This is a genomic window from Embleya sp. NBC_00888, from assembly GCF_045207655.1.
Classification (GTDB): Bacteria; Actinomycetota; Actinomycetes; order Streptomycetales; family Streptomycetaceae; genus Embleya.
Genome location: NZ_CP108786.1, coordinates 38543 through 60062, shown reverse-complemented (window position 1 = coordinate 60062; position 21520 = coordinate 38543). Strand labels below are relative to the sequence as shown.

18 protein-coding genes are annotated in these 21520 nt (G+C 71.3%); 8 read left to right on the top strand and 10 right to left on the bottom strand.

Annotated features, from left to right (window positions below):
• Window positions 1-401: 401 nt before the first annotated feature.
• From OG948_RS59830 to OG948_RS59810, 5 genes are all read left to right on the top strand, one after another.
• Window positions 402-866, top strand: coding sequence for a hypothetical protein (locus tag OG948_RS59830; protein WP_331733476.1), 465 nt, complete (start codon window positions 402-404; stop codon window positions 864-866).
• An 87-nt stretch (window positions 867-953) separates the two neighbouring features.
• Window positions 954-1799 (top strand): hypothetical protein, encoded by an 846-nt coding sequence (locus tag OG948_RS59825; protein WP_331733474.1) that lies wholly within the window; start codon window positions 954-956, stop codon window positions 1797-1799.
• Window positions 1800-2288: 489 nt separating this feature from the next.
• Window positions 2289-2897 carry a hypothetical protein gene (locus OG948_RS59820; RefSeq protein ID WP_331733469.1) on the top strand — a complete coding sequence of 203 codons (609 nt, stop codon included), beginning with the start codon at window positions 2289-2291 and terminating at the stop codon, window positions 2895-2897.
• A gap of 487 nt (window positions 2898-3384) precedes the next feature.
• Window positions 3385-4518 (top strand): PQQ-binding-like beta-propeller repeat protein, encoded by a 1134-nt coding sequence (locus tag OG948_RS59815; RefSeq protein ID WP_331733466.1) that lies wholly within the window; start codon window positions 3385-3387, stop codon window positions 4516-4518.
• A 94-nt stretch (window positions 4519-4612) separates the two neighbouring features.
• On the top strand, window positions 4613-5215 hold the full coding sequence (locus OG948_RS59810; RefSeq protein WP_331733463.1) for a hypothetical protein: 603 nt from the start codon (window positions 4613-4615) through the stop codon (window positions 5213-5215).
• Between the two features lie 436 nt (window positions 5216-5651).
• Here OG948_RS59810 and OG948_RS59805 read toward each other — a convergent pair whose 3' ends face one another.
• On the bottom strand, window positions 5652-7670 hold the full coding sequence (locus OG948_RS59805; protein ID WP_406300967.1) for an ABC transporter ATP-binding protein: 2019 nt from the start codon (window positions 7668-7670) through the stop codon (window positions 5652-5654).
• Between the two features lie 1120 nt (window positions 7671-8790).
• On the opposite strand from OG948_RS59805, the gene OG948_RS59800 reads away from it, so the two are divergent.
• Window positions 8791-8988 carry a hypothetical protein gene (locus OG948_RS59800; RefSeq protein ID WP_406300966.1) on the top strand — a complete coding sequence of 66 codons (198 nt, stop codon included), beginning with the start codon at window positions 8791-8793 and terminating at the stop codon, window positions 8986-8988.
• Window positions 8989-9025: 37 nt separating this feature from the next.
• Here OG948_RS59800 and OG948_RS59795 read toward each other — a convergent pair whose 3' ends face one another.
• From OG948_RS59795 to OG948_RS59755, 9 genes are all read right to left on the bottom strand, one after another.
• Entirely contained in the window at window positions 9026-10153 is a 1128-nt protein-coding gene (locus OG948_RS59795; RefSeq protein WP_331733457.1) for a formyltransferase family protein, read from the bottom strand.
• Window positions 10154-12105: 1952 nt separating this feature from the next.
• The gene (locus OG948_RS59790) at window positions 12106-12855 is read right to left on the bottom strand and encodes a 2'-5' RNA ligase family protein (protein ID WP_331733451.1); all 750 of its coding nucleotides are present in this window, start codon (window positions 12853-12855) and stop codon (window positions 12106-12108) included.
• Complete coding sequence (locus OG948_RS59785; protein ID WP_331733448.1) at window positions 12852-14141, bottom strand: hypothetical protein; 1290 nt, start codon at window positions 14139-14141, stop codon at window positions 12852-12854. The genes OG948_RS59790 and OG948_RS59785 overlap by 4 nt, the downstream gene beginning before the upstream one ends.
• 73 nt (window positions 14142-14214) lie before the next feature.
• Window positions 14215-15621 (bottom strand): hypothetical protein, encoded by a 1407-nt coding sequence (locus OG948_RS59780; protein ID WP_331733445.1) that lies wholly within the window; start codon window positions 15619-15621, stop codon window positions 14215-14217.
• A gap of 174 nt (window positions 15622-15795) precedes the next feature.
• Complete coding sequence (locus OG948_RS59775) at window positions 15796-16302, bottom strand: GNAT family N-acetyltransferase (protein ID WP_331733442.1); 507 nt, start codon at window positions 16300-16302, stop codon at window positions 15796-15798.
• Window positions 16303-16307: 5 nt separating this feature from the next.
• Entirely contained in the window at window positions 16308-17549 is a 1242-nt protein-coding gene (locus OG948_RS59770) for an XRE family transcriptional regulator (protein WP_331733439.1), read from the bottom strand.
• Between the two features lie 94 nt (window positions 17550-17643).
• The gene (locus tag OG948_RS59765) at window positions 17644-18159 is read right to left on the bottom strand and encodes an NUDIX hydrolase (RefSeq protein ID WP_331733436.1); all 516 of its coding nucleotides are present in this window, start codon (window positions 18157-18159) and stop codon (window positions 17644-17646) included.
• 102 nt (window positions 18160-18261) lie between these two features.
• A complete protein-coding gene (locus tag OG948_RS59760) occupies window positions 18262-18741 on the bottom strand; it encodes an SAM-dependent methyltransferase (protein WP_331733433.1) in 480 nt (159 codons plus the stop codon).
• A gap of 13 nt (window positions 18742-18754) precedes the next feature.
• Window positions 18755-20131 carry a Tat pathway signal protein gene (locus OG948_RS59755; protein ID WP_406300964.1) on the bottom strand — a complete coding sequence of 459 codons (1377 nt, stop codon included), beginning with the start codon at window positions 20129-20131 and terminating at the stop codon, window positions 18755-18757.
• Window positions 20132-20317: 186 nt separating this feature from the next.
• Between OG948_RS59755 and OG948_RS59750 the strand changes: the two genes are divergently transcribed.
• Both OG948_RS59750 and OG948_RS59745 read left to right on the top strand, forming a co-directional pair.
• Window positions 20318-21190, top strand: coding sequence for a helix-turn-helix transcriptional regulator (locus tag OG948_RS59750; RefSeq protein ID WP_331733429.1), 873 nt, complete (start codon window positions 20318-20320; stop codon window positions 21188-21190).
• Window positions 21187-21441 (top strand): DUF397 domain-containing protein, encoded by a 255-nt coding sequence (locus OG948_RS59745; protein WP_331733425.1) that lies wholly within the window; start codon window positions 21187-21189, stop codon window positions 21439-21441. Before OG948_RS59750 ends, OG948_RS59745 begins: the two co-directional genes overlap by 4 nt.
• Window positions 21442-21520: the final 79 nt, after the last annotated feature.

The following is a 21520-nucleotide window of genomic DNA, read 5'->3' as shown; positions in this document are numbered from 1 at the left end:
CGGGCCCCTGGCCCAGGGACAGGGGCCCTCCTGCTTCCCCCGCGGAGGGCCGGATCGACGAGGGACCGGAAGGCAGGCACGTGCACGACGACGACGGCTACGACCAACGGCCCGAACCCCCGCGGACCATCTGCGGCGTCGTGACCGTCTTCCACACCCGGGAGTGCCTCGACGAGTTCAGCGCGCAGCTGACTCTCACCCCCGTCACGATGATGCAGCAGCGCGAACGAGCCGTCCGCGCAGGACGCGGACCTTCACGCCGAGCACTCGTAAACGCCTGCGCGCCAAGCACGTGGCGTCGGTCGTCTCGTACGACACCCGTTCTTCCCGGAAGGTCATGACGCTGCGGGTCTCGCCGCCGAGAACGGTCGGTGAGGCGCCGCGCACCCGAGAATCCCTCGGTGCCCCTGGCGGTAGTACCGAACGAAGGTGGCAGCGAGCTGTTGTTTGCGTTCGTCGGCTGCTTGAACGAGCCGGAAGTAGTGCCCGACGAAGGCGTACCCGTGTTTCTCGTGCTTGTGATGGGCTTGCCGACCGGGCGGCCGTTCGTCCAAGCGCATCAGGTGTGCGAATTCGTGCGGGGCCGCGAGCCGCCCCGGAGCATTCGGATGGAGATCGATCCCGCGATTCCCACGCGTGTCCTTCGGCGGATGTGCGGTTTCGGAGCTTGCGTTACCGATCCTGACGTATGCAGAGTTCGCCTCGTGGTGTTCCAGGACACGCAAGGCCCGACGGAGAAACTCCTGCGCCAAGACGGCGTTCTCCGGGCCACCCGAACCGTGTCGAAGGTATGGATGCCCGACGAGAAGCCGATGCTGAACGTAGGAGACGAGGAGATCATGGGGATCGGCTCGCCCTTGTTGTAGTTGCTCCGATGTCCACGTGCCTCGGTCGAAGGGACTGAACGCGCCGTGTACGTGCACGTAGTGACCGTCGGCCTGTGACGCGGAGGAATGGAAGTCGAGGTTCGTGGCGTCGTTCACGGCGGTGCCCTCACGCGGGTCTCCGAGGCGCTCGTGCGTGGCCGCCGAGGTGCCTTCGAGTGGACGGCCACCCAGTCACGGTACGCGCTGAGGACAGACGGAGAACTGGTACGTGGAAAAAGACTGTTCACGCCTGAAACCCGCTCCTGCACGGGTGAAGCAGCAGGCGTCAGGATCAGTTGCCACAGCAACGGCCTCCATGCCCTGGTCGCAGACCGCGCGTTCGGCGCGCGGGTGACCGTGGTCGGCGACCGGGCCTTTGCCGCTGCGATCGAGCACGACGAACTCGACTGCCGCAACGCGCCGCTGGGTCGTCACGAGCCGATCACCGTGCCCGAGGACATCGAGCGTGCGTGTGTCGAGCACGTCCGCGACCTACAACTCTCCAACAGCGCCCTGGACTTCGTGGTCGACCACCGGTTGACCTGGAACCACCTGGAGGCCAACGTCGTCGGCGAGTTCGGCGGAATCGAGAGGAGCACGGATCTGCCGATCTCGACCGAGATCGGCCGCCTTCGTCCACGGCCCCACCACACCGCCCCACGCGCGAGGATGCGAAACATGGACCCGCTTCTTGCCGCCGCGCTTGATGCGCTCGGCGTCTCCGAGCCCCCGCGGCCCCTGAGCCCCGACCACGCCACCGCCTGTCGCACCACCGCGTGGAAGATCAAGACCGCCACCGAGCCCGGTGACGTCGCCTCACTGCTGCACGAGGCACGCGCCGTAGCGCTTCCGCACCACGCTGGCCTGACCCCGATGGCCGTCGAGCACGGCGAATTCGCCGGCGTAGCCCGGAGTGCCAATTCTGCGAGATGAGCTGGCCCGCGGGCGAGCCGGCCGCGGAGGACTACGCGTCCGATGTCCTCGGCTTGTCGTGGTACGACGTCGCGCGAGATGACGCGCCTGCCCCGGTGTACACCTGTCCGGAGTGCCAGCAGTGCGCTCTGGTGGTCGTCGCCGACCCGGACATCGAGACGGTGCTGTGCTTCTGTTGCGGCTTCTCCGATCCTTCCCGAAACCTGGCTGCATGCTCCCGTGCAGCATCCCGATCATCGACTCGAATGGCGGCTTCGACATCTGCGTCCGCCGGGCGAGTCTCATCGGCGACTGAAGGAGTCGGCGGCCCCGAGAGCGCCGGGGTGGAACCGTGCTTTTCCTGCGGCGTGGCCACGTCACGGACGAAGATGAGTAGATGGCGTTCCATCCCGCAAGAGCCTGGCCGACACGTGAGGTTGCCGGCCGTCCTGGTGTTCTGGGTGGCTGCCCTGGATGCCGTCGGCCGCTGACGGAAGAGGGGGAGGAAGCGTGACGCAGCAGGAGCGCTGGGGGCACTGGCAGCCCGGGTTTGGCTCGGGGGAACTGGTGCGCCTGGTACGTGCCTGGTATCGGCGGGCGGAGTGCTCTGCCTGCCACTCGGCCGCCGGCCGCGCCTGCCGCTCTCCCTCCGGCTACTCCACCGAACACCACCGAGTCCGACGAGATGCTGCCGGACAGCCCCCGTACGAGGAATGGCGCAAGCGGGGGCTCATCCCGGAGATCAAGCACATCCCTGTCCCCGCCGTTCTCGAGGCCAGCCGCGCAGCCCGGGACGAGTTCGGGGTCGACGAGTCCGTTGGCGACGCCGTGGCGGTCGTCCGTCGCATCCTGGCCGACCTGCTCGGCATCGCCTTGGGCGACGACACCACGCTCGACCGGCTCGATGACGCAACGCGCGCCCTGGTCTTGGCGCGCGGACCCGAGGGGAGCGCGGACGTGATCACCGTCCTTGCATCTCAGGTGGTCACGCTCACCCGCCGCCTGGCGGGACCAGGTGGTGACCCCGCTGCGCTCTTGACAACCTTGATCCATTCGCAAGTCGATCACGCACGCCGGCAGCGGCATGCCCAGCAGCGTGTGCGCGCCCGGGAGACCTGACGGCGTCGGGCCGGTCACCCACACCACCGCCGGTACCCGAGGCGGCGCGTGGGTGACATGGTGTGCCGCCTGTGCGCCCGACGCGACCGGCGGAGCCGCCTCCCTTTGAACCGGAACGGATCCGGAGGCTCCGGCCCCTGGCGCTTGACGCCACGGCAGCACCTACGGATGCCCGACTGACGATCGGTTCTCCGTTCGGCTTCCCGCACGGTGGCGGGCCCCGAAATGCGAACTGACCTCCTGGCCGGGCTGGTTGCGGTGCCGGCGTGCATGCGTCCGCCGAGCGGTCGGTGCGTCGGGGCTTGTCGGCGCCCGGTAGCCTGTCCGGGAAACGGAGGCGGGGATGCGGACACGGGGGAGGCCGTCCAGGGCGGTTGTCGCCGGGGTGTTGGCCATGGTGACGGCGGCGTGTTCCGGGGGCGGTGGGGGCGCGGGCGTACCGCCGCCGCGGTCGAATGTGTCCGGCGCGCCCGCGGTGGTGCCGCCCGTGGTGAGGGCGTTCGATCCGCCGAAGGCGTTCGCGGGGTCCGGGGTGGTGCTCCCGACCGTGTCCAAGGCGGCGTCGGGGGCGGTGGTACTTCACAACACGACCGCCTACGTCACGACCACGTCGGGGATCCAGGCGCTGGACACCGTGACCGGGCGGCCGTTGGCCACCATCGCGCCCGCCGGTGCCCCTTCTGCGGGTGCCGGGCCGGACGGGCTCATGCAGGGGCTGGTGTCGGCGGGTCCCGCGGTCCTGGTGCGGGTGGGCGGCCGCGAGTTGGTGGTGGCCCCGTTCGTGGTCATGGTCCCGGGCCGCGGCACGACGGCCGGGCGCCTCGATCTGAGCCTCACCGCGGTCGATCCGGCCGACAACACCGCCGCGTGGACGGTGTCCGCTCCCCTGCCCGCCGGTGCCGCGGCGGCGGCGGTGATCGGCACGCACGGCGACCGGGTCCTGGTCACCGTCGCCCGGGACTCCATCGGGTCGGTGTACGCGGTCGACACCGTCACCCGCGCGGTCGTGTGGTCGAAGGACGGCTTCCTCGGAGCCACGGTCACCGGCGACTCGGTCGTCGCGGTCGAACCGCGGGACGGCTCCAACACCATGCAGACGGTAACCGCGCTCAACGTCGCGGACGGCAGCCGCCGCTGGAGCCTGCCGAACAACCGCTACGAGAGCACGATCACGTACGCCGGACCGAAGCTCGTCGCCGTGGAAGGCCGCGACTACTCCAGCGGCCGTGCCTCCTTCCAACTGATCGACGGCGACACCGGTGCCGACGCCATGGCCCCCTCCACCGCCACCGGCTGGTCCGGCACCTACGCCATGAAGTGTCTGTACGACCGCCGCGCGGTGACGGTCTGCTCCGGCGTCGGCATCGTCATGGGACTCGACGCGACGACCGGCAAAGAGCTGTGGCGGCTGCCCGACCGGGCCGCCGGCCGCGTCGCACCGAGTGTCACCGCGGCCTGGCACGGCGTCGTGTACGCAACGGCCGACGGACCGGTCGTCCTGGACGCCGCCACCGGCCGAGACCTCGCCACACCGAACATCTCCCCCGTCGCCGTCAGCGCCACCACAGGCATCGTCGTGGATCCCTCCGGCAGCGTCCGCGCCCACCCGGCCACCGGATGACCCCCGTCCCGCCACCCCCGGCCGGCGTCCCCGGAGCCGGAGGGGTGGTCGACCGGCCGCCGGCATCGACGACGGAGGCAAGCTCTGTGAGGTCGTGACGCACGATGCGGCCGAACACTGTCTCGATCGCGCGGTGCGCTCGCATCCGGAGATCGAGGCGCAACGCGAGAGTGAGCAAGTCGAGCGCGGCCCGGGAGGAGGCTTGGCGGCCCATGACCGCGAGCGCGAACACGTCCGCGTCCCGGCGGTCGCCGACCGCACGTCGACTCGCCTCAACGACAAGGGACTCGGTCGCGACGTGCGACTGAAACCGGTTGAGCACGTCCTGACCCTGGAGGACGGCAGCGCCACCCGGGAATGGACCGTCGAGCGGTATTCGACCTCGGGTGCCCTGACGCCCGACAACCGCGAGGTCGCGCAGCGCGGCGAAAGCCGCTCGCCGCGCGAGCGGCGCTCGTTGCGCCGGGGACGCCCCAGGCGCTCGGCGACCACGACCGCGAACCGCTCGACCGGCCCGTCCGACTACCGCGCGCTCTCCCGGCTCGCGGTCGCGCCCAACGGATCGCTGACCGGAGTCCTGCCGGCGACCCGCGTCACGTTGCCCGACTACCGGCCTGTCTCAGGGACACGAACAATCCTGATCTGCTCACCCCCGCGGCTGTGGCGATCGCGTTCTGGGACGCCCCGCTCGCGGTGAGCTCCAGGGCCAGGCGCACCAGTTCCTCGCGGTCGGCGGCGTTGCTCAGGGCGGCGACCTCGTCGGCGGTGAGGGGACGCCGGAAAGGGCCTCGCATACGCGAGCATGCCTGCGCGCCGCAGGTACGGCCTCGGTCCGCGGATGTGGCCGGGGTGCAGGTGCCGCCGCATCGCGTGCACACGCGCACCCGCAGGCCGGCCACCGCCGCACCCGCCGGTTCTCGATCGACGTATGACGTGTTGGCGGGAGCCGCCTCCGCATCGCCAGGGCCGCGGTGCAGGGCGTCTTGGCACCGTGTTCACTGCCGCGGGTAGCCGTGTCGGAGGAGCGCGCAAGGGCCGAACGGACTCGGCTGTGCGACGGCCGACTGTCCTGCCCGAGGGCCCGGGACGTGGCGGCGCTCGTCGACGAATGGCGTCCGCGCCGGGTGGGGCGTTCACGCGTCGGGGGATGTTCGGTCATCGGCGGGCGACCTTGTCGTGGGGATCGTGCCCGGGCCGGAGGTCTTGGTCGGGTGTGCGCCGTACTGGTCGGACTGAAGTGTGAACATGTCCGCGTAGATCGCGCCTGCCGCCATGAGTTCGTGGTGGTTGCCGTGTTCGGCGATGCGGCCCTTGTCGAGGACGTAGATGTGGTCGGCGTGTTGGACCGAGGCGAGGCGGTGGGTGATCAGGACGACGATGGTTCCGTCGGCGACGAGTTCGCGGATGCGCGCGAACGTCTCGATCTCCTTGCGGGCGTCCAGCGCCGAGGTGGGCTCGTCCGCGATCACCACGGGTGCGCGCCGGTAGCGTTCGCGGGCCAGGGCGATGGCCTGCCATTGGCCGCCGGACAGTTCCACGCCGCCCTCGTAGTTGCGGTCGAGGAGGGTGTCCAGGCCGCGAGGAAGGTCGTCGATGACCGGTCGGGCGCCGGCGTACTCGCAGGCTGAGAGCAGCGCGTCCTCGTCGGGGCCGGTGGCGATGTCGGGGCGGCCGAGGACGACGTTCGTACGGGCGGTGAGGTCCCAACGGACGAAGTCCTGCGGGACGAGGGCGACCTGGTCGAACACGCTGGTGCGGTCGGCGTCGGCGACGTCCACGCCGTCCCACTCGATGCTGCCGCTCTCGGGCCGGTACAGGCCTGCGATCAGTTTCGCCAAGGTCGTCTTGCCGGAGCCGTTCTCCCCGGCGAACGCGACGATGGTGCCCTTGGTGAGGGTGACGTCGACGCCGTCGAGGGCCTTGTGATCCCTGCCGGGGTACGTGAAGGACACGTCCTTGACCCGCACCGTGTGCGGTGCGGTGATCGTGCTACCGCAGGTGGGGATGGCGTGAAGGTCGGCCCGGGCGCACGCCTCCCGGAGGTCGTTGGCGAACAGCGCCTGCTCGTACAGGTGTTGAATCCCCGTGACGAGGCCGGCCAGACTGGAGGTGCCGGTGCGGATCGCCAGGACCGCGGTACCGGAGGTGGCAAGATCCGCCCGCCCGCTCAACAGCAGCCACGCGAGGGTCAGGTACGTCAGCCCGGACGCCACCCCGGACAGCGCGGACGCGAGGAGGTCGGTACCGGCCTCGGCCTTGGCCAGGCGTTCCTTCTCCGCCTCCGCCGCGGCCGCCATGCGCTCGTAGTGGTGCAGCAGATACGGCCCCGCGCCGTGCACCCGGATCTCCTGGGCGGTGCTCTGCGCGGCCAACGCCCAGGCGATCTCCGCCTGTTGCCGACCATGATCGGTCCACGCCAATGTCGACTCGTAGCGGCGCCGGGCCGAGCGCACGGTGCCCCAGCCCGGCGGCAGGATGATCAGCAGCATCATCGGCAGCAACAGCGGATGCAACACCGCCAGGACCGTGCCCACCGCGGCGAGCGACACGAGCGCGTTGACGACCTGCACGCTGTAGGTGATCATCAGCCGGCTGGCGTTGGTGCCCCACTTGGCGGTCTGCAGGAGACGCTTGAAGTCGGCGTCCTCCAGCGTCGACATCTCCACCCGCATCACCCGCCGCAGCAACTCGACCTCGGCGAACCGCTCCACCTTCGGCTCCAGCCGGCCGGTCGCCGCCGTGGACGCGGCCCGCAGCAACGCCCCCAGCACCCCCATTGCGGCGACGAACACCAGCGCGGGCGCGGCCGAGCGCACCCGATCGGGCGTGGGCCCGGCGCTGAACAACTCGACCAGGATGCGGTTGGTGCCCACCAGGCCCAGCGCGGAGGTGACGCCCTGGCCGATCTGGGCGCACGCCACCACCAGCAGAGCGAGCCGGTCCGCCGCCCAGCCCATGCGCACCGAGCGGGCGATCAGACGCGGCAGGCGCCGCAGCGTCCCCAGGAACGACAGTTCCGTGTGGACCCCGCGGTGCAGGTGCCGCCCCCACGTGGGTTTGAGTTTGCCGCCGAACAACTCCCGGCCGCTCGCGTCGCCCTCGGCCATCGTCTCCGCGGCCCGGTCGCGCCGCGCCCGGCGCGGCCGGATCACCCGGACACCGTTTCGTGCGTGTCCCGGTTCGGCGGGTGCGGCGCGAGCAGGGCGGGGCGCGGCTTGCGGTGGGAGTTGGGATATCGATCCATGGGGAAGTCCTCCGATTCCGGTCGGTCCTGGTCGGATCCGTTCTCTGTCGGGTTCGGCCAGGGTTTCGGCGGGGGCATCTCACTCGGGGTGGAGGTCGGACGGGTCCTGACCACCGACCACTTCGTTACGTCGAGGGCGGTTGTCGGTGCCCTGTGGGAGAGGCGGGCTCGTGGATACGACGCATCGGGATTCACCTACTCGACCCTCGCGTCGTGCGGGGCGGGATCGTCGTGTTCCCCCGTCCTCGGGTGAGGAGGCGGGCGCCGCAGGGGATGACGCCGACGGTGGCGCCGTGTTCGGGGAGTTCGTCGCGACGCCGGTGGTGGCGGATGTCGTCCGGGAGTACCGAGGTGAGGCGGGACGGTGGGGAAATTGGGGATGCATATCGGAAACACACCTCCCTTTCATATTGTGGGAGATCATGAGAGCTTGTCCGGAATTTCGCCCGATGCGTCGGCCGTCCGGGCGCCCGCCGGCGAACTCGATCCAGTCGGTGAGCGGTTCCCGGTACGGGGCACCGCGCGTGTGGGATCGGTGAGCCCTCCGACACCCGGCGGACGAGCCCGGCCGCGCGGCTCGTCGGGAACGATCGGGGTCAGGTGGTCGCGTCGGTCGCGGAAGACTTCCTGTGGGTCGGGGGCGAGCGTCGCGAGCGTGACGGCTGCGGTCGCGATGACGTCGCACATCTCCCTCCGGACGTCCTCCCACGTGCCGGCGGCAACTTCCGAGGGTTCGCTCTCCGAGGACGCCGTGGTACGCCTCGGCCGACCTCACCGGCTTCCTCCATGATCTTGAGAATGCGCAGCCGCACCGGATCGCGGCCCTCTGTCCGATGACGCGCGTCGAGCCGTTTCCGCAGCCGATCGATTTCGGTCCGGGTGTCGGCGTCCGCCACGGTTCCATCAGTCGATACGCGGCAGGCAAAAGGGTGGGGCTGCTCGGGGGCGGCACTTCGCTCCGTCCGTCGAGACCCCGGATCAAGGCGGGAGAGAGGCCGGCCGACCATCGACCGTGCGGCGGACACGGGATGGGAACCGCATGGTCGGCCTCGGACAACAATCCGAGGGCGCACGCGATGGCGACCCCGGCGGCGGGGGTGGCCGCGTGCAGCCGTGTGCAGGCCGAGGCGAGGTCTTCGACGTATCGCTCGATCGACACCCCCAGCGTCACCGCGGCGGCATGGTCCGGGATGCCGCGGGCGGTGGCGACCAGCGCCCGGACCTGATCGACCGTCAACACTGCCCGGCCCGTGCGGATGCTCGTCAACCCTGCCGCCCCGAGGGGGTGAGGGCGGGAGCGTCCACACCCAGACGTCGCGCGGTCTGCGCGCCCGCGAACTCGGCGATTGCCCACAATCGCGTCGGGTGCTCCACCAGTCCCAACCGGGACACGTCCGTGGTCACGACGTCGTACACGGCGTCGGTGATCCTCTCGGCGAGGTTGCATTCGTCGCGCGTGCTCCACGTCCGCTCCGGAGCGGTCACGTCCACCTCCCCACTCACCTCGAGCTCGGTTCGCTCCGGAGAGGGGCTCAGGGACTCGGCGGCGTCCGAGTCGCTCACGGCCCGCGTGATCCACAGCGGCCCGTCCGCGCAGTCGATCCGCCGTCCGGACACCGGCCGCGTGCTCGTCGCGGAGACGTAGAAGTCGTTGCCTTCGATCGTGACCCGGGGCCCGGCCAGGCCCGTGTACCGGTGACACCGGACGAGGTCGTGCAGCGCTTTCCGGGGACCGGTGAGGTCGGCGATGTCGAACGCGCCGCCTTCGAGCGGGCCCGCGTACGTCGCCCGGGACTCGTCCTGGGGAACGCCGCGTTCGCCCGCCGCGACGCTGTCGAGGGCCTCGCGCATGCTGTCCTCGACGGCGTCACACAGGTGTCGGTCCAGCGCCACACGGTCGGTGTCGTCGGGTAGCGGCAGTTCCCGGTACGCCAGAACCGGCCCCGTGCCCACGCCAACGCCGTCCACCCGATGCACTGTCACCCCGAAGGTGCGGTCACCGGCGCGGATCGCCCATTCGACCGGGCAGGTGCCCCGCCAACGGGGCAGCAGCGATTCGTGCGCCCGTAGGACCCCGAGCGGGGGAAGCGCGACGACGTCCTTCGGTAGGGGCCGGGACCAGCGGTGGACGACGAGCACGTCCACGGCGAAGCCCCGCAGAACCTCCCCGAGCGACGCGGACCGGGTCGGCGCCACCAGGACTGCTCCGGGCGGGAGTTCGCGGTAAGCCGCCGACACACGGGAGCAGGCGGGGGGAGAGGGTTCCTCCTCGCAAGGGTCAACGCAGATGACGACGGGTTCGAAGCCCGCGTTCAGGGCCGCGGTGTGCAGGGCGAGGAGGCCGTCGAGGGCGTGGACCAACAGGCCCGCGCGCGGCAGGGAAGAGGACACATGCCGTCCAAGGGGTGAGGTGGTCGTGGTGGTTTGTCACGAGAGGGCGTGCGGGCCGTGGGGCGGTTCGCGCCGTGCATCTGCGTGCCCGACGTGGTGCGTCCGGCCCGTGTGGTCACGTGGCGCGACCAGTTGTCCGCCGCGTGGCCGCACGCGGCCAGGTCTGCCAGGACTGCGTCGGTGTGTTTGGTGCCGGCTGCGCCTCGCATTCCGGCGAGGGCTGCGGTCGGGTGGGGGAGAGCTTCCCCCTCGCCTTGTCCCAGCACCGCGTGAGTGCGGGCCCGGTAGTGGACCGCACACGCCGCCTCGAGCGCGCGACCGTGCAAACGGTGGTGCTCCTCGGCCAGCCGCAGCAGACGCAGCGACAACGCGGGGTCGTGCCGACACTCCAACAAGCCCGAGGAGGTGAACATCCGCCTCGGCATCGACGTCGACCCGCAGCGACCAGGACCACAGGCAGTCCGCCGGAACCGCCGCACCGCCAGCCATCTCGCCTGCCCGCGCAGTGGCGAACGTCGGCAATGACGGCGGGCAACTCCGCGAGGAACCACAACAGCGCCTCGTCGGTGTCGGCGAATCGCGCGGCCGGGACGCGGGGACCGCGGCCGGCGGTCTCCAACTGTCGCCGGCCCGGGTGCAGTGCACGGGCGGCGTCGGAGGACACGACGAGGTGATATTCGAGCAGCCCCGCGCGGTTTCGCGTTTTGTCTGCGGACCGTTCGGGTGCCCGCGCTCTCGCAGGCGGGCAGGGCACCGGCCGCGACGACGTGGACGCCCGGAGCGCCTTGTGCGTCGGTGACGAGACGGTGCTCGCGCAGGGCGGCGCTGGCCTGCGCGGCTCGGGAGGAGTCGCCAGCGCCGCGACGGTCCGTGCGGTGAGCGGGCTGCTGAGCAGCAGGCCTAGCCGCGCGAAGAGCACCCAACTGGGTTCCGAGCACGGATCCAAGGCGTGCGTGATCGCACCGTGTGTCACGTGTGATCCGTTTCGTTGGGATGTGGAGGGCGGCTATCGATTCGCTGGGACGTCGGGTGGCTGACCGGACAAGTTACGACCAGGGACGGTTGCCGTCTCGGAAGCGGAGCCCTGGGGAAACCCTTGCGTGCCGAGGGCGGCGAGTCCACCCGGCGCCCCCGCCGTCTTGCCGTCATCCCCACAAAGCCCAACCACACAGGCTGCGTCTGGGTGTAACGTCTTTGCGTCCCTGATTCGATCTATTAGGTGCAAAGCATCCATCGGTCTCACTTTGTGTGATGCTTCGGTATGTCGGAACGAGACGGGGATGACGGCTAGATGGCGGTGCTACGGGAGGCGCTCGCCGCCTGGCCGCCGCCTCCGGGTTCAAGGGCGACGGCCTCTGTCGCCGCCCTGTCCGACGTCTCCAAGCCGAAGTGCGGCCGAGCACCCGCCGGTGGTGCACACGCCCGCGCCGAGCAGCGCGTCCGCGCCCGGCCCGACCGCGCTGCGGAGCATGTGCGAGAGCCGACACGGGCCGCTTGTGGCGCACGGCACTTTGCGCGTCGTGGGACTCAGGCGTCGGGATGCCTAGGCGGCGGCCCATCGATACGCGCGGCTGGAGGGCCCGTCCATCACACCCCCGACGGAATCCGACGTGCCAGCGCGGGCTGGCTGATTCAACAACTCGGACATCACCCCAACACACCCACCTGGGCCCCGGCATCTGGTGCTTGACCCGCCGCGCACTCCCCTCGTGGTCCGCGAGCACGCCACCACGACCACATTCACCGTCACGCTCACGGAGCTGCGGACCGAAGTGGAAACCGCCTTCGGCATCCGCGTCCACCCCGAACCGGCCGCGCCACCCTCGACAACCGTGCGTCTGCGCCGGGCGGCCCTGAACAGCGTGTCTCGTCGAACCAGTGGATGAACTACCGCCACCTGGCCGGGAGGACACGAGAGTCGTGAAGCCGGACCTCGGTCTCTGTTCGGAGGTTCAGCGTCGACGTCCGAGAATGTCGGGTCCTCCACTGCCCGGGTTGAGGGTGGCGTCGGGACGGGCGAGCGGGAGACGGTGGAGAAGGTCCCAGCGGTAGGTGGCGTGTTCGCGGCGGAGCTCGACGAGGTCGACATGGGCGATGTCGAGGCGAACCGGGGCGCGATGGCGCAGGCCCGCGACGGCCCGGATCACCGGCGCGGCCGGGCGGTCGGTGTTGTTGTAGGCGATGCCCAGATGGGGGCGGAACGGTCGTGGTCGCGGGCCGTGGGTGGCAGCTTCGCCGGTGGCGGGCGTGAGGCGGGCAAGCGCGTCCCGCAGGCGGGTCAGGGGAGTCCATGGGGAGAGGCTGAAGCGTACGGCGCCGGATGAGCCGGCCATGGGATGCGCGTGGATGGTGAAGGATTCGCCGGCGACGGTGGCGGCGCGGACGGCGAGATCCGAGACGGCGTGTGCGGGGATGTGCCGGGCGTCGCCGATCGCGGCGAGGGTCACGTGCAGGTTGTCTGCGGGGACGGGGTCCATGCCCAGGTGTGCGATGACCTGTTGTCCGATCGCGGCCTCGGTGGCCAGAGCCCGGTGGCCGGCGAAGGTGAGGAACCAGTAGAGATGCCGGCGTCCGGGTTCCCAATCCGGCCGCGCCCAGTGATCGCTCATGCGGGTGAGTTTTGCGAACGCGGACCAATCGTTGGCGACGATCGTGTCCGGGGCGTCCGGATCGGTGGGCAGCAGCGGAGGGAAGGCGTTCACGGGGCTGTCTTTCGAGTCGAAATGGGGGACGGATCCCGCGGGTTGCCGAGGTCGGCGGTCAACGATGCCGGGGGCAGCGTACGTGTGGCGAGCGCGTGGGCGTATCGGAGCACACAGTCGTGTCCGGACCATGGTTCCGCCTCGTCCCGGAGTTCATGCGCACGGATCCACACGGACCGGATCGGCGTGGGACCGCCGTGCTCCAGGGCGCGCAATCCGAGCGTCATGGCGTGCTCCACGTCCGGCGGGCGCCGGCGCAGCAGCGCGGTGGCCACGTCGAGGTCGACCAGTGCGCGGGTCCAGTCGGAATCGGAGCGGGTGACGAGATCCTCGATGCGGTTCGCATGGCGCAGGACGTCGGCGGTGCGGCCGAGGGACAGGTGCGCGGTGACGGCGTTGGCGAGGGTGCGGGCGGGACTGTAGGGGGTGAAGGCGATGCAGGGGCTGACGCCGTCGGGGAGTTCGACCTGTCGGTCGGTCAGGTCGAGGGCACGTCCTATGGCCCGGGTTGCCCGACGGTGTTCGCCCAGGCGCGCCAGGGCTCGGGCGCGGCCGTTGGCGAGCAGGCGGACGGCCTGGGGGTGAGCCGGGCCGAGGGCGATGCCGGCGGCGGCCGCGGTGTCGGCGTCGGCGTAGCGTCCGGCGTAGTAGAAGCCGAGGGAGCGGGTTCCCCAGATCCATATGCAAGTCTCGGTGTCGCCGACGTCGTCGGCGATGGTCAGGGCGCGGCGGCTCCAGGCCTCCGCAGCGGTGAGGGCACCGAGGTTGACGGCCATGTAGGCGAGCAGGCCGGCGGAGCGCGCGGCCAGGCGTGCTCTGTCCGGCGCGAGGCGACCGTGTGCGTTGGTGCGGGCCAGGGCGTCGGTCATGCGCCACAGCAGTCGGGCCTCGCCCACCATGTGGCCGGGGCCGTGGGACTCGTAACGGTCGACGATGTCGTCGATTCCGGCCTGGGCGGCGTCGATCAGGGCCGTGGCGACGGTTCGGGTCTCGGGGTGCGCGTGGGGGTCGTGGGCGCGGGGGAAGGGGGCGGGGCCGAACAGGGCGGTGGCGGGAACCCCGAGCATGTGCTGGAGGATGCGACGGGTGCCGATCTGGGGCACCGAGCGCACGTCGCCGCTCATCCACCGTTCGAAGGTGCGTTTGGACAGGGTGACGCGATGGAGGTCGGGTTCGCGTTCGCGTCCGGCGAGGGCGTCGCGGGCAAGGGAGAACTTGATGTCGAACGTGTCGTACCTGTTCCACCCGCGTTCGATGACCAGTGCCCTGAACAGGGTGTCGCGCACGGGAGGGTCCTTCGCTGCGAGGGGGCGGCAAGCCGTTCGGTCGTGCGATGCACCGGACCGTGGGTAAAAGCCTTCAGCTGGCGGCTTGGGCGAACCGGTCCACCACGTCACGGATCTCCGCGGATCGGCGCCGGTGGGTGTGGAGTTCACGGCGGAGGCGGTCGAGCAGCCGCCCGCACTGGACGGAGGTGACGAGGGGCAGATGATGCAGAGTCTGCCGGGTGGTGTGGGCGGCTTGGTCGAGGTCGTCGGTGGTGAGCTGGGCGAGTGCCTTGTACGCGCCGTGGCGCAGGGCCGAGCGTTCGTGGCCGGTGGATTGGCGGACGCGGCCGTCGAGGAGGTGTTGGGCCCGGTCGAGGAGCGGGCCGGGATCGGGGGTCTTGGGGGCGATCATGACGAGGGCGCGGCCGGCGAGGGCGTCGAGTTCCGTTCGATCGGCGGTCGGATCGTCGGGCGCGTGGTGATGGCGCAGTGCCTCGTCGTGGGCACGGCACAGGCCCTCGAGGTCCGCGGCGCCCGCGTGGGCGAGGCAGGCGCGTGCGGCGACCATCGCGCGTACGGGGGCGGCCGCGTCGCGGGCGACGTGTTCGGCGCGTCGTGCCAGGTGGAGTGCGTCGCGGTGACGGCCGCACACGGTGGCCTGGTTGCTCATCAGGGCGAGGATGCTCGCGGTGAGGTCGGCATCATGCGCGCTGTGGGCGGCGCGCAGCCCGGTGAGGTACCAACGCTGAGCGGTGCCTTCGTCGGCCTGTTCGTGGGTCATGAATCCGGCGGTGCGGGCGAGACGACCCAGGGATGTGTGCAGGCGGCGTTCGACGACAAGATCGTGGGGAGTGTCGCGGGCCAGGCGGGCAACGGTGGCGAACTGGTCGCCGACGAAGGCCGCGGCGGCGGAGCCGTGGCGTTCGTCGAGGTCGTGCGCACGTGCGGTGATGTCGTCGACGAGGTCGAGAAGCGGTTCGGCGTCCAGCCGACGCGACCGCCTCGTTGCCGGGGACGTGTCCGGCGTGCGCAGGCGTGTGCGGGGTGTGGCGCTCCACAGCGCGGCCCCCCAGACGGCGGTGAACTCCCGGCGATCAAGCATCCCTTGGGACCATCCCTCCACGAGCCGTCGGGCGTCGGCGTGCGTCCACGCTACGTCCAGGCCGGTCGATGCCGGAGCGTGCGCCCGAGGCCGCGATCGTGGGCCTGTGGCGTCGCCGGGCCCCTGCCCGGCGGACACTGCGGTCGCGAACAATTCGTCGGCGGTGTTGCCGAAGAGGTGTTCCAGGATGCGGCAGGTGTCGGGGCGGGGGAGTGAAGACAGGCCTCCGGCCATCCATCGTTCGAAGGTGCGTTCTGAAACGGTGACGCGGTGGAGGTCGGGTTCGCGTTCGCGTCCTGCGAGGGCGTCGCGGGCCAGGCCGAACTTGACGTCGAAGGTGGCGAATCGACTCCAGCCCCGCTCCAGCACCAACGCCCGGAACAATGTCTGACGCACGATCGATCGCTTCCTTTCGTGCGGGATGCTCGGCGCCTTCGCGGGAGCGCATGTGCGATCGCCGTGCGATCAGGGCGAGTTGCGCTGTTCGGCGAAGTCCGCGCCTCGGATGTCGGACGAGGCCGGCTTCTCTCATGGTGGGCCGAGGCATCCCCCCGAACCACGGGTGGCCCATCATTCTCCCTTTGCCGCCGCCGTGTTCGCGTCCGCCTCGACAGTTTCGCTCGGTGTGACATCGACCCGGTAGAAGACTTTGTCCGGCCGGGGTTCGGCACGGTGGGCGTCGTAGAAGGCGCGGGCGCCGGTGTTGTCGCGTTCGGTGGTCCATTCCACGCGCGAGCAGCCACAGTTGATCGCCACCGTGTGCAGGTGTCGCATCAGGGTGTCGCCGACACCGCGTCGGCGGTGGGGCACGCGGACGTAGAGTTCCTTGAGGAACAGGGATTGCGTGTCGCCGGCCGCGGGCCACAGGAACGAGTACGAGGCCATCCCGACCACCTCGCGGTCGAGGCGCGCGAGGGCCACGAACGCGGGTGGGCGAGGTCCGAACAGCAGCGCGGTCAGGCGTTCCAGACGCGCGGGCGAGGTGCCCTGGGCCGGGCCGCCGTAGTGTTCCTCTATCTCGTCGAGCAGGACGGCGAGGGTTTCGACGTCGGCACGTGTGGCGGTGTCGACGGTCATGTCGTTCACGGATCCTCCGGGGCGGGGGTCGGTTCGGCCAGGAACGCGCGCAGCGCGCGGACCGGTTCCGGCGCGTCCGAACCGGTCGGCATGAGGCCGGCCAGGTGGCGGCCGCGCGCGAGGACGATGCCGGTCCGGTCGGGTTCGGGCAGGTCTGTCAAGGCGTCCAGGAGTTCGAGAGCGGCGCCGGCGGCCTCGCCGCGGTGCAGCCGGCACGTGGCGACGTCCGTGCGCACCAGCGCCCGATCCAGCCGCTCCTCGACCGGGTACAGCTCCAGCGCCCGGGCGTGCGCGATCGCGGCGCGGTCGACGTCGCCCAGGTGGGTGAGCGCGTTGCCCTGGTGGAAGCGGAACTGCGCCTCGGTGTAGCCCACAGCCGTGTCCTGTCGCTGGTCGTCGGTGAGGGTTTCGAGCACTCGCTCGGCGCGGGCCAGGGCGTTGTGGGTGCGACGCGTGTCGCCGCGCAGGGCGTGGGCGCGCGCTTCCAAGGGGGCGGCGAGGGCCGCGCCCACGCCGCGCCACCCGCCCGCGCCCTGGGCGCGTCGCGCCAACGCGGCGGCTCCGCTCGGGTCTCCGGCGTAGAAGAGGCCGTAGGCGTCCTCGGCGAGTACCCAGGCGCGCACGGCGTCGTCGTCGGCCTCGTCCGCCGCCGTCCACGCGGTCCGCGCCCACGCGCGTGCCCGTTCGTGCGCGCCGGATCGCACGAGACACAGGGTCATCAGTCCGCCCATCCAGGCCGCGGTCCGGGTCAGTGTGCGCAGGCCGGCCAACGACTGCGGCTGCTCGAGCGCGGTCGTCAACGCGACGAAGTCGCGGCGCAGTTCGGGGAGGAGTTCGGCGTCGGGGCGCCGGCGTGTGGCGAGGGCGTGCCGCAGGACGACCTCCTCCCACACGCGTGCCTGCGCGGCGCCCTGGCGGCCGCGGGTGAGGGCGTCGTGGATCTCGCGGCGGAAGTCCTCGTCGCCGGGCTTCGATACCTCGGGTTCGGGCATGGGCGAGAACAGGTCGGCGGCGGGGACGCCGAACAGGTGCTCCAGGACGCGGCAGGTGTCGGGATAGGGACGGCCCTTGACGTCGCCGGCCATCCAGCGTTCGAACGTGCGCTTGGCCACGGTCACCGTATACAGGCGGGGATCCTTTTCGCGGCCGGCGAGTGCGTCGCGGGCCATCGCGAACTTCACGTCGAACCTGCGGTGGCTGGTCCACCCACGCTCCTCGACGAGGGCACGGAACCGGAGGCGGCGCATCAGTGCGTCCTCCGCCCCGATCCGTACTGCCCGGGGGCCCGGTCGGTACGGATGTCGACGCGGACCGAGGGCCGCAGCGGCCCGGGACCGGTCGTCACCATGGCGGGTTCCCGTCGTGCAGGTAGCGCGGGACTCGATCACGCACCGCGTCGAGAGCGTGTGCCAGGCGCCGGCGTTGCCGCTCGCCCAGCAGTTCCAGGCCTTGGGTCGGCTCGAAGAAGGCGCACGCTGCGATCTCGTCGTCGTGGGGGCGCAGCCGGGCACACGCGTCGGGGGAGAGGGTACCGGCGTCGAAGACGAAGGCGATCAGATCGTCCCAGGGCCCGTGGGGTGCGACCCAGTCCACGCACAACAGGTCGTTGAAGCGGATGTCGAGGCCGAGTTCCTCGGCGAGTTCACGGCGGACGGCGTCCACGGGTGTCTCGTTGGCCTCGGCCATGCCCCCGGGCAGGTCCCAGTCCGGCTTGTATGTGGGGTCGACGAGCAGGACCCGGCCGTCGACGTCGAGGAGGAGGGCGTCGGAGGCGACCCGCTTGCGGGCCTGGTGGGCGTTGCCCTCGGCCATGTGGGTATTCCATCCGGGGCTGCCCGGGCCGGGTATGGCGTTCATGTGTCTGCTCCCCCTCGGGGTGTGAGGTGGATGCGCGGCCGTGCCGACGCAGGGTCTCCATGTGGCAGGTCGAGGATTGGGCGGCCCTCGGCCGGCGCGGGTTCAGCCGCGCGTCGGCGCGTAGTAGTCGGTGAGCATCCGGGTGGGCCACTCGGGTTGGTGGGTGTCGCCGCGGGGGCCCATCTCGGCGAACCAGGGCTTGATGTCCAGGACGGGTGTGCCGTCGACGGCGTCGAGGTCCTCGACGTGCAGGTCCAGGCCGTCGACGGCGAGCAGCCGGCACCGGGAGACACCGATCCAGTTGAGGCGTCGCATGTTGCGGTGCCCGAAGATGCCGACCGGGGGCCACCGGGGGTTGTCGCGGGGCCGGCGGGCGCCGGGGTGCAGGTCGGTGGGATCGGTGAGGTGGAAGCGGAAGACGATCTCCAAATGGGAGAACGCCTCGAGGCCCGCGGTGCTGTCGGGCGGGAATGCCGGGTCGACACGGACGATCGCGCGGGTGCCGCCCCAGTGGTCGTCGGTGGGCTCGATCCGGCCGCCGACGACGTGGGCGACGGGCACCACGGTGTACTCCTGCGTCATGGAGGCGTCTCCTTCAGGCGGTGCGGGCGAGGTGGGCCGTGACACGGGAGTGGAGTTCCCGCGCGGCCGCGACGGTGGGTAGCCGCCCCAGGGTGCGGTGCATGTCGACGGCGGTGGCGCGGGTGCGGGCGGAGCGGATTCCGCCCATGGCGTCGAGCGCCTGCGACCAGACGGCGCAGGCGTGTTCGACGTCGCCCCGGGCGGCGTGGGCGGCGCCGAGGTATCCGAGGGTGACCGCGTGGGTGCGGGTGAACGCGGTCGCCTTGCGGGTGCGCACGCTGCGGTCGAATTCGCGGACCGCGCCGCGCATGTCGCCGAGCTCGCGCAGGGCGCAGGCGGTTTCGTGGGCGAGGCCGGCCTCGCCGAAGAAGAAGACGCGGTCGGGCTCCGGCAGATCCGGGCGGGCGTCGTCCAGGTCGCGCTCGGCGCGCACGAGCGCCGCGGCCGCGGCCTTGGGGCGGTCGTTGACCGCCAGCGCCCGAGCGTGGACGACGCCCAGCAGCGCGCGTTCGCGAGGAGTGGCGCTCGCGTAGCGCCCGGTGTCGATCGAGGCGTCGGCGAGGGCGAGCGCGCGAGGGCGGTCGCCGAGGTCGATCGCCTGGTGGGCCATTGCGCGCAGCACGTGACCGGTCAGCGGTGCGTCGTCCGCCTCCGCAGCCAGGCGGGTCGCCTTCTCGAAGTAGAAGGCGGCCGTGGCGTGTTCCGCGTCGTCGAAGGCCATCCAGCCGCACAGGTAGGCGAGTTCGGCCGCGGCCGAGAAGGCGGCACGTCGGACGCTGTCGTCGGCGAACCGTCCGCTCAACAGGGCCGTCACGTCCGCGGCGAGGTACTGCACGACCGCGCCGCGGGCGTGTCCGCCGCCGTAGCGCTGGTCTATCCGGGAGAACGTGGCCGTCGTCTCGCGCAGCGCCTCGAGGTCTCGGCGGCCCACGTGGCGACCACCCGCGGGCGAACGTGGTCTCTCGGGCGGCGCCGGTACGGCGACGGCGGCGAGGGAGTACGCGGCGGTCGACAGGGCCTGCCTGCGGTGCATGTCCAAGCCCCGTTCCTTCGGATCCCCCGGCGTCGTCAGCGTATCGGCAGCCCCGTCCGCCGGCGGGATGCGGACGCCGCTCGAGGCGCCGTCGTCGGTCGGCGGCGCGAACAACGACTTCGCGGGCTCGCCCAGCAGGTGCTCGAGGACTCGACGGGTCTGGGGGCGGGGCAGCGACTTGATGTCCCCGGCCATCCACCGCTCGAACGTGCGCTGCGCGACGAAGATCCTGCACAGACCCGGTTCGCGCTCACGCCCGGCCAACGCGTCCCGGGCGAGCCCGAACTTCACGTCGAACGTCTCGTACCGGGCCCAGCCGCGCTCCGTGACCAGGTCCCGAAAGCGGGTCTCGCGCACGTCCGTTCCCTCCTCGGGTCGCCGACCGACGTCGCACGACGAGAGGGCCTCACGTGCCGCTACGCTCGCCGTACGCATCGTGACGCCGTCAGCATGCCGGTTCCCGGCCAACAAGGGCAACGTGTTCGGACACATTGACAATATGCGTCTTGCGGGCCCCGCGGCGCGCTCCGCAGACTGACGTCCATGGTCACCCCCTCCCGCAGCACCGGCGAGGTACCCGCGTCCGCCCACCGACGCGAACTCGGGTCCCGCCTGGCCCGGTTGCGCAAACGCGCCGACCTCACCCAGGCCGAGGCGGCCGGCCGCGTCGGCATCGACCGCGCCAGCTTCAGCCGCATCGAACGAGGCCTGCGCGGTACCGGCCCGGACCTCGTCGACGCCCTCCTGGGCGTCTACGGCGCCGATGCCGACGAACGCGACGCCGTATACCAACTGGTCGCCGCCGACCGCGGACGCACGCGGCCCTGGTGGAGGAAACACGGGCCGCTCGTCAACGCCACCTCCTACGCCGCACTCCTCACCCTGGAGACCGGCGCCCGACGCCTGCGCGGCTACGAACAGGCCGTCCTCCCGGGCCTGGTCCAGACCCGCGCCTACGCCGAACACGTCATCCGCGCGTTGCGCCCCGAACTCGAGGCGCGGCAGATCCACTCGCTGGTGAACGTGCGCGAACTGCGCCGCCGCCACCTACGCGAGGCCGCCGTGACCGTGGACGTGGTGGTCGAAGAGGGCGCCCTCACACGACCGGTCGCCCCGCCCGACGTGCTGCGTGAGCAACTGCGGTTCCTCGCGGAAACCACCGACGTCACCGTCCGGATGTTGCCGACCGACGTCGGCTGCCACGCCGGGCTGTACGGATCGTTCCTGCTCGTCGACTTCCCCGCGCCCGGCCCCAGCGTCGTGTGGCAGGAGAACCTGGCCGGGTCCACCAGGATCGAGACACCCGAACACGTCCACCGCTACGACCGGGCGTTCCGCGAACTGTGGGACCACGCCCTCACGGCCTCGCAGACCCGTGACCGGATCCGCCCGCTGATCGAGGAGACGACGCGATGACCGCAGCCGCCGACACACCCGCCGCGGGCAAGCCCTCCGCCGCCGACCTGGATCTCGACGGTGTCACCTGGGAGAAACCCTCGGGCTCGCTCGGCGAGGACAACTGCGTGCAGTTCGCACGCGTCGGCGACCACGTCGTCTGGCGCGACTCCAAGAACCCGCAACAGACCCCGCTTGTCTACACCCGCGACGAGATCCGCGCCCTCATCCGCGCCGCCCGTGACGGCGAGCTGGACCACCTCGTCGAATAGCCCGCGATCCGACACCCGGTCGCACGGAGCCGGGTCCGACCCGGGGGCTCCGGGTGGAGCCGGCGGGTCGCCCGAAAGG

Coding starts and splice junctions, on each gene's coding strand:
- OG948_RS59825 (WP_331733474.1), top strand. CDS start 954: ATGGAAGTCGAGGTTCGTGGCGTCGTTCACGGCGGTGCCCTCACGCGG.
- OG948_RS59800 (WP_406300966.1), top strand. CDS start 8,791: ATGGGAACCGCATGGTCGGCCTCGGACAACAATCCGAGGGCGCACGCG.
- OG948_RS59775 (WP_331733442.1), bottom strand. CDS start 16,302: ATGACCGTCGACACCGCCACACGTGCCGACGTCGAAACCCTCGCCGTC.
- OG948_RS59770 (WP_331733439.1), bottom strand. CDS start 17,549: ATGCGCCGCCTCCGGTTCCGTGCCCTCGTCGAGGAGCGTGGGTGGACC.
- OG948_RS59765 (WP_331733436.1), bottom strand. CDS start 18,159: ATGAACGCCATACCCGGCCCGGGCAGCCCCGGATGGAATACCCACATG.
- OG948_RS59760 (WP_331733433.1), bottom strand. CDS start 18,741: ATGACGCAGGAGTACACCGTGGTGCCCGTCGCCCACGTCGTCGGCGGC.
- OG948_RS59750 (WP_331733429.1), top strand. CDS start 20,318: ATGGTCACCCCCTCCCGCAGCACCGGCGAGGTACCCGCGTCCGCCCAC.
- OG948_RS59745 (WP_331733425.1), top strand. CDS start 21,187: ATGACCGCAGCCGCCGACACACCCGCCGCGGGCAAGCCCTCCGCCGCC.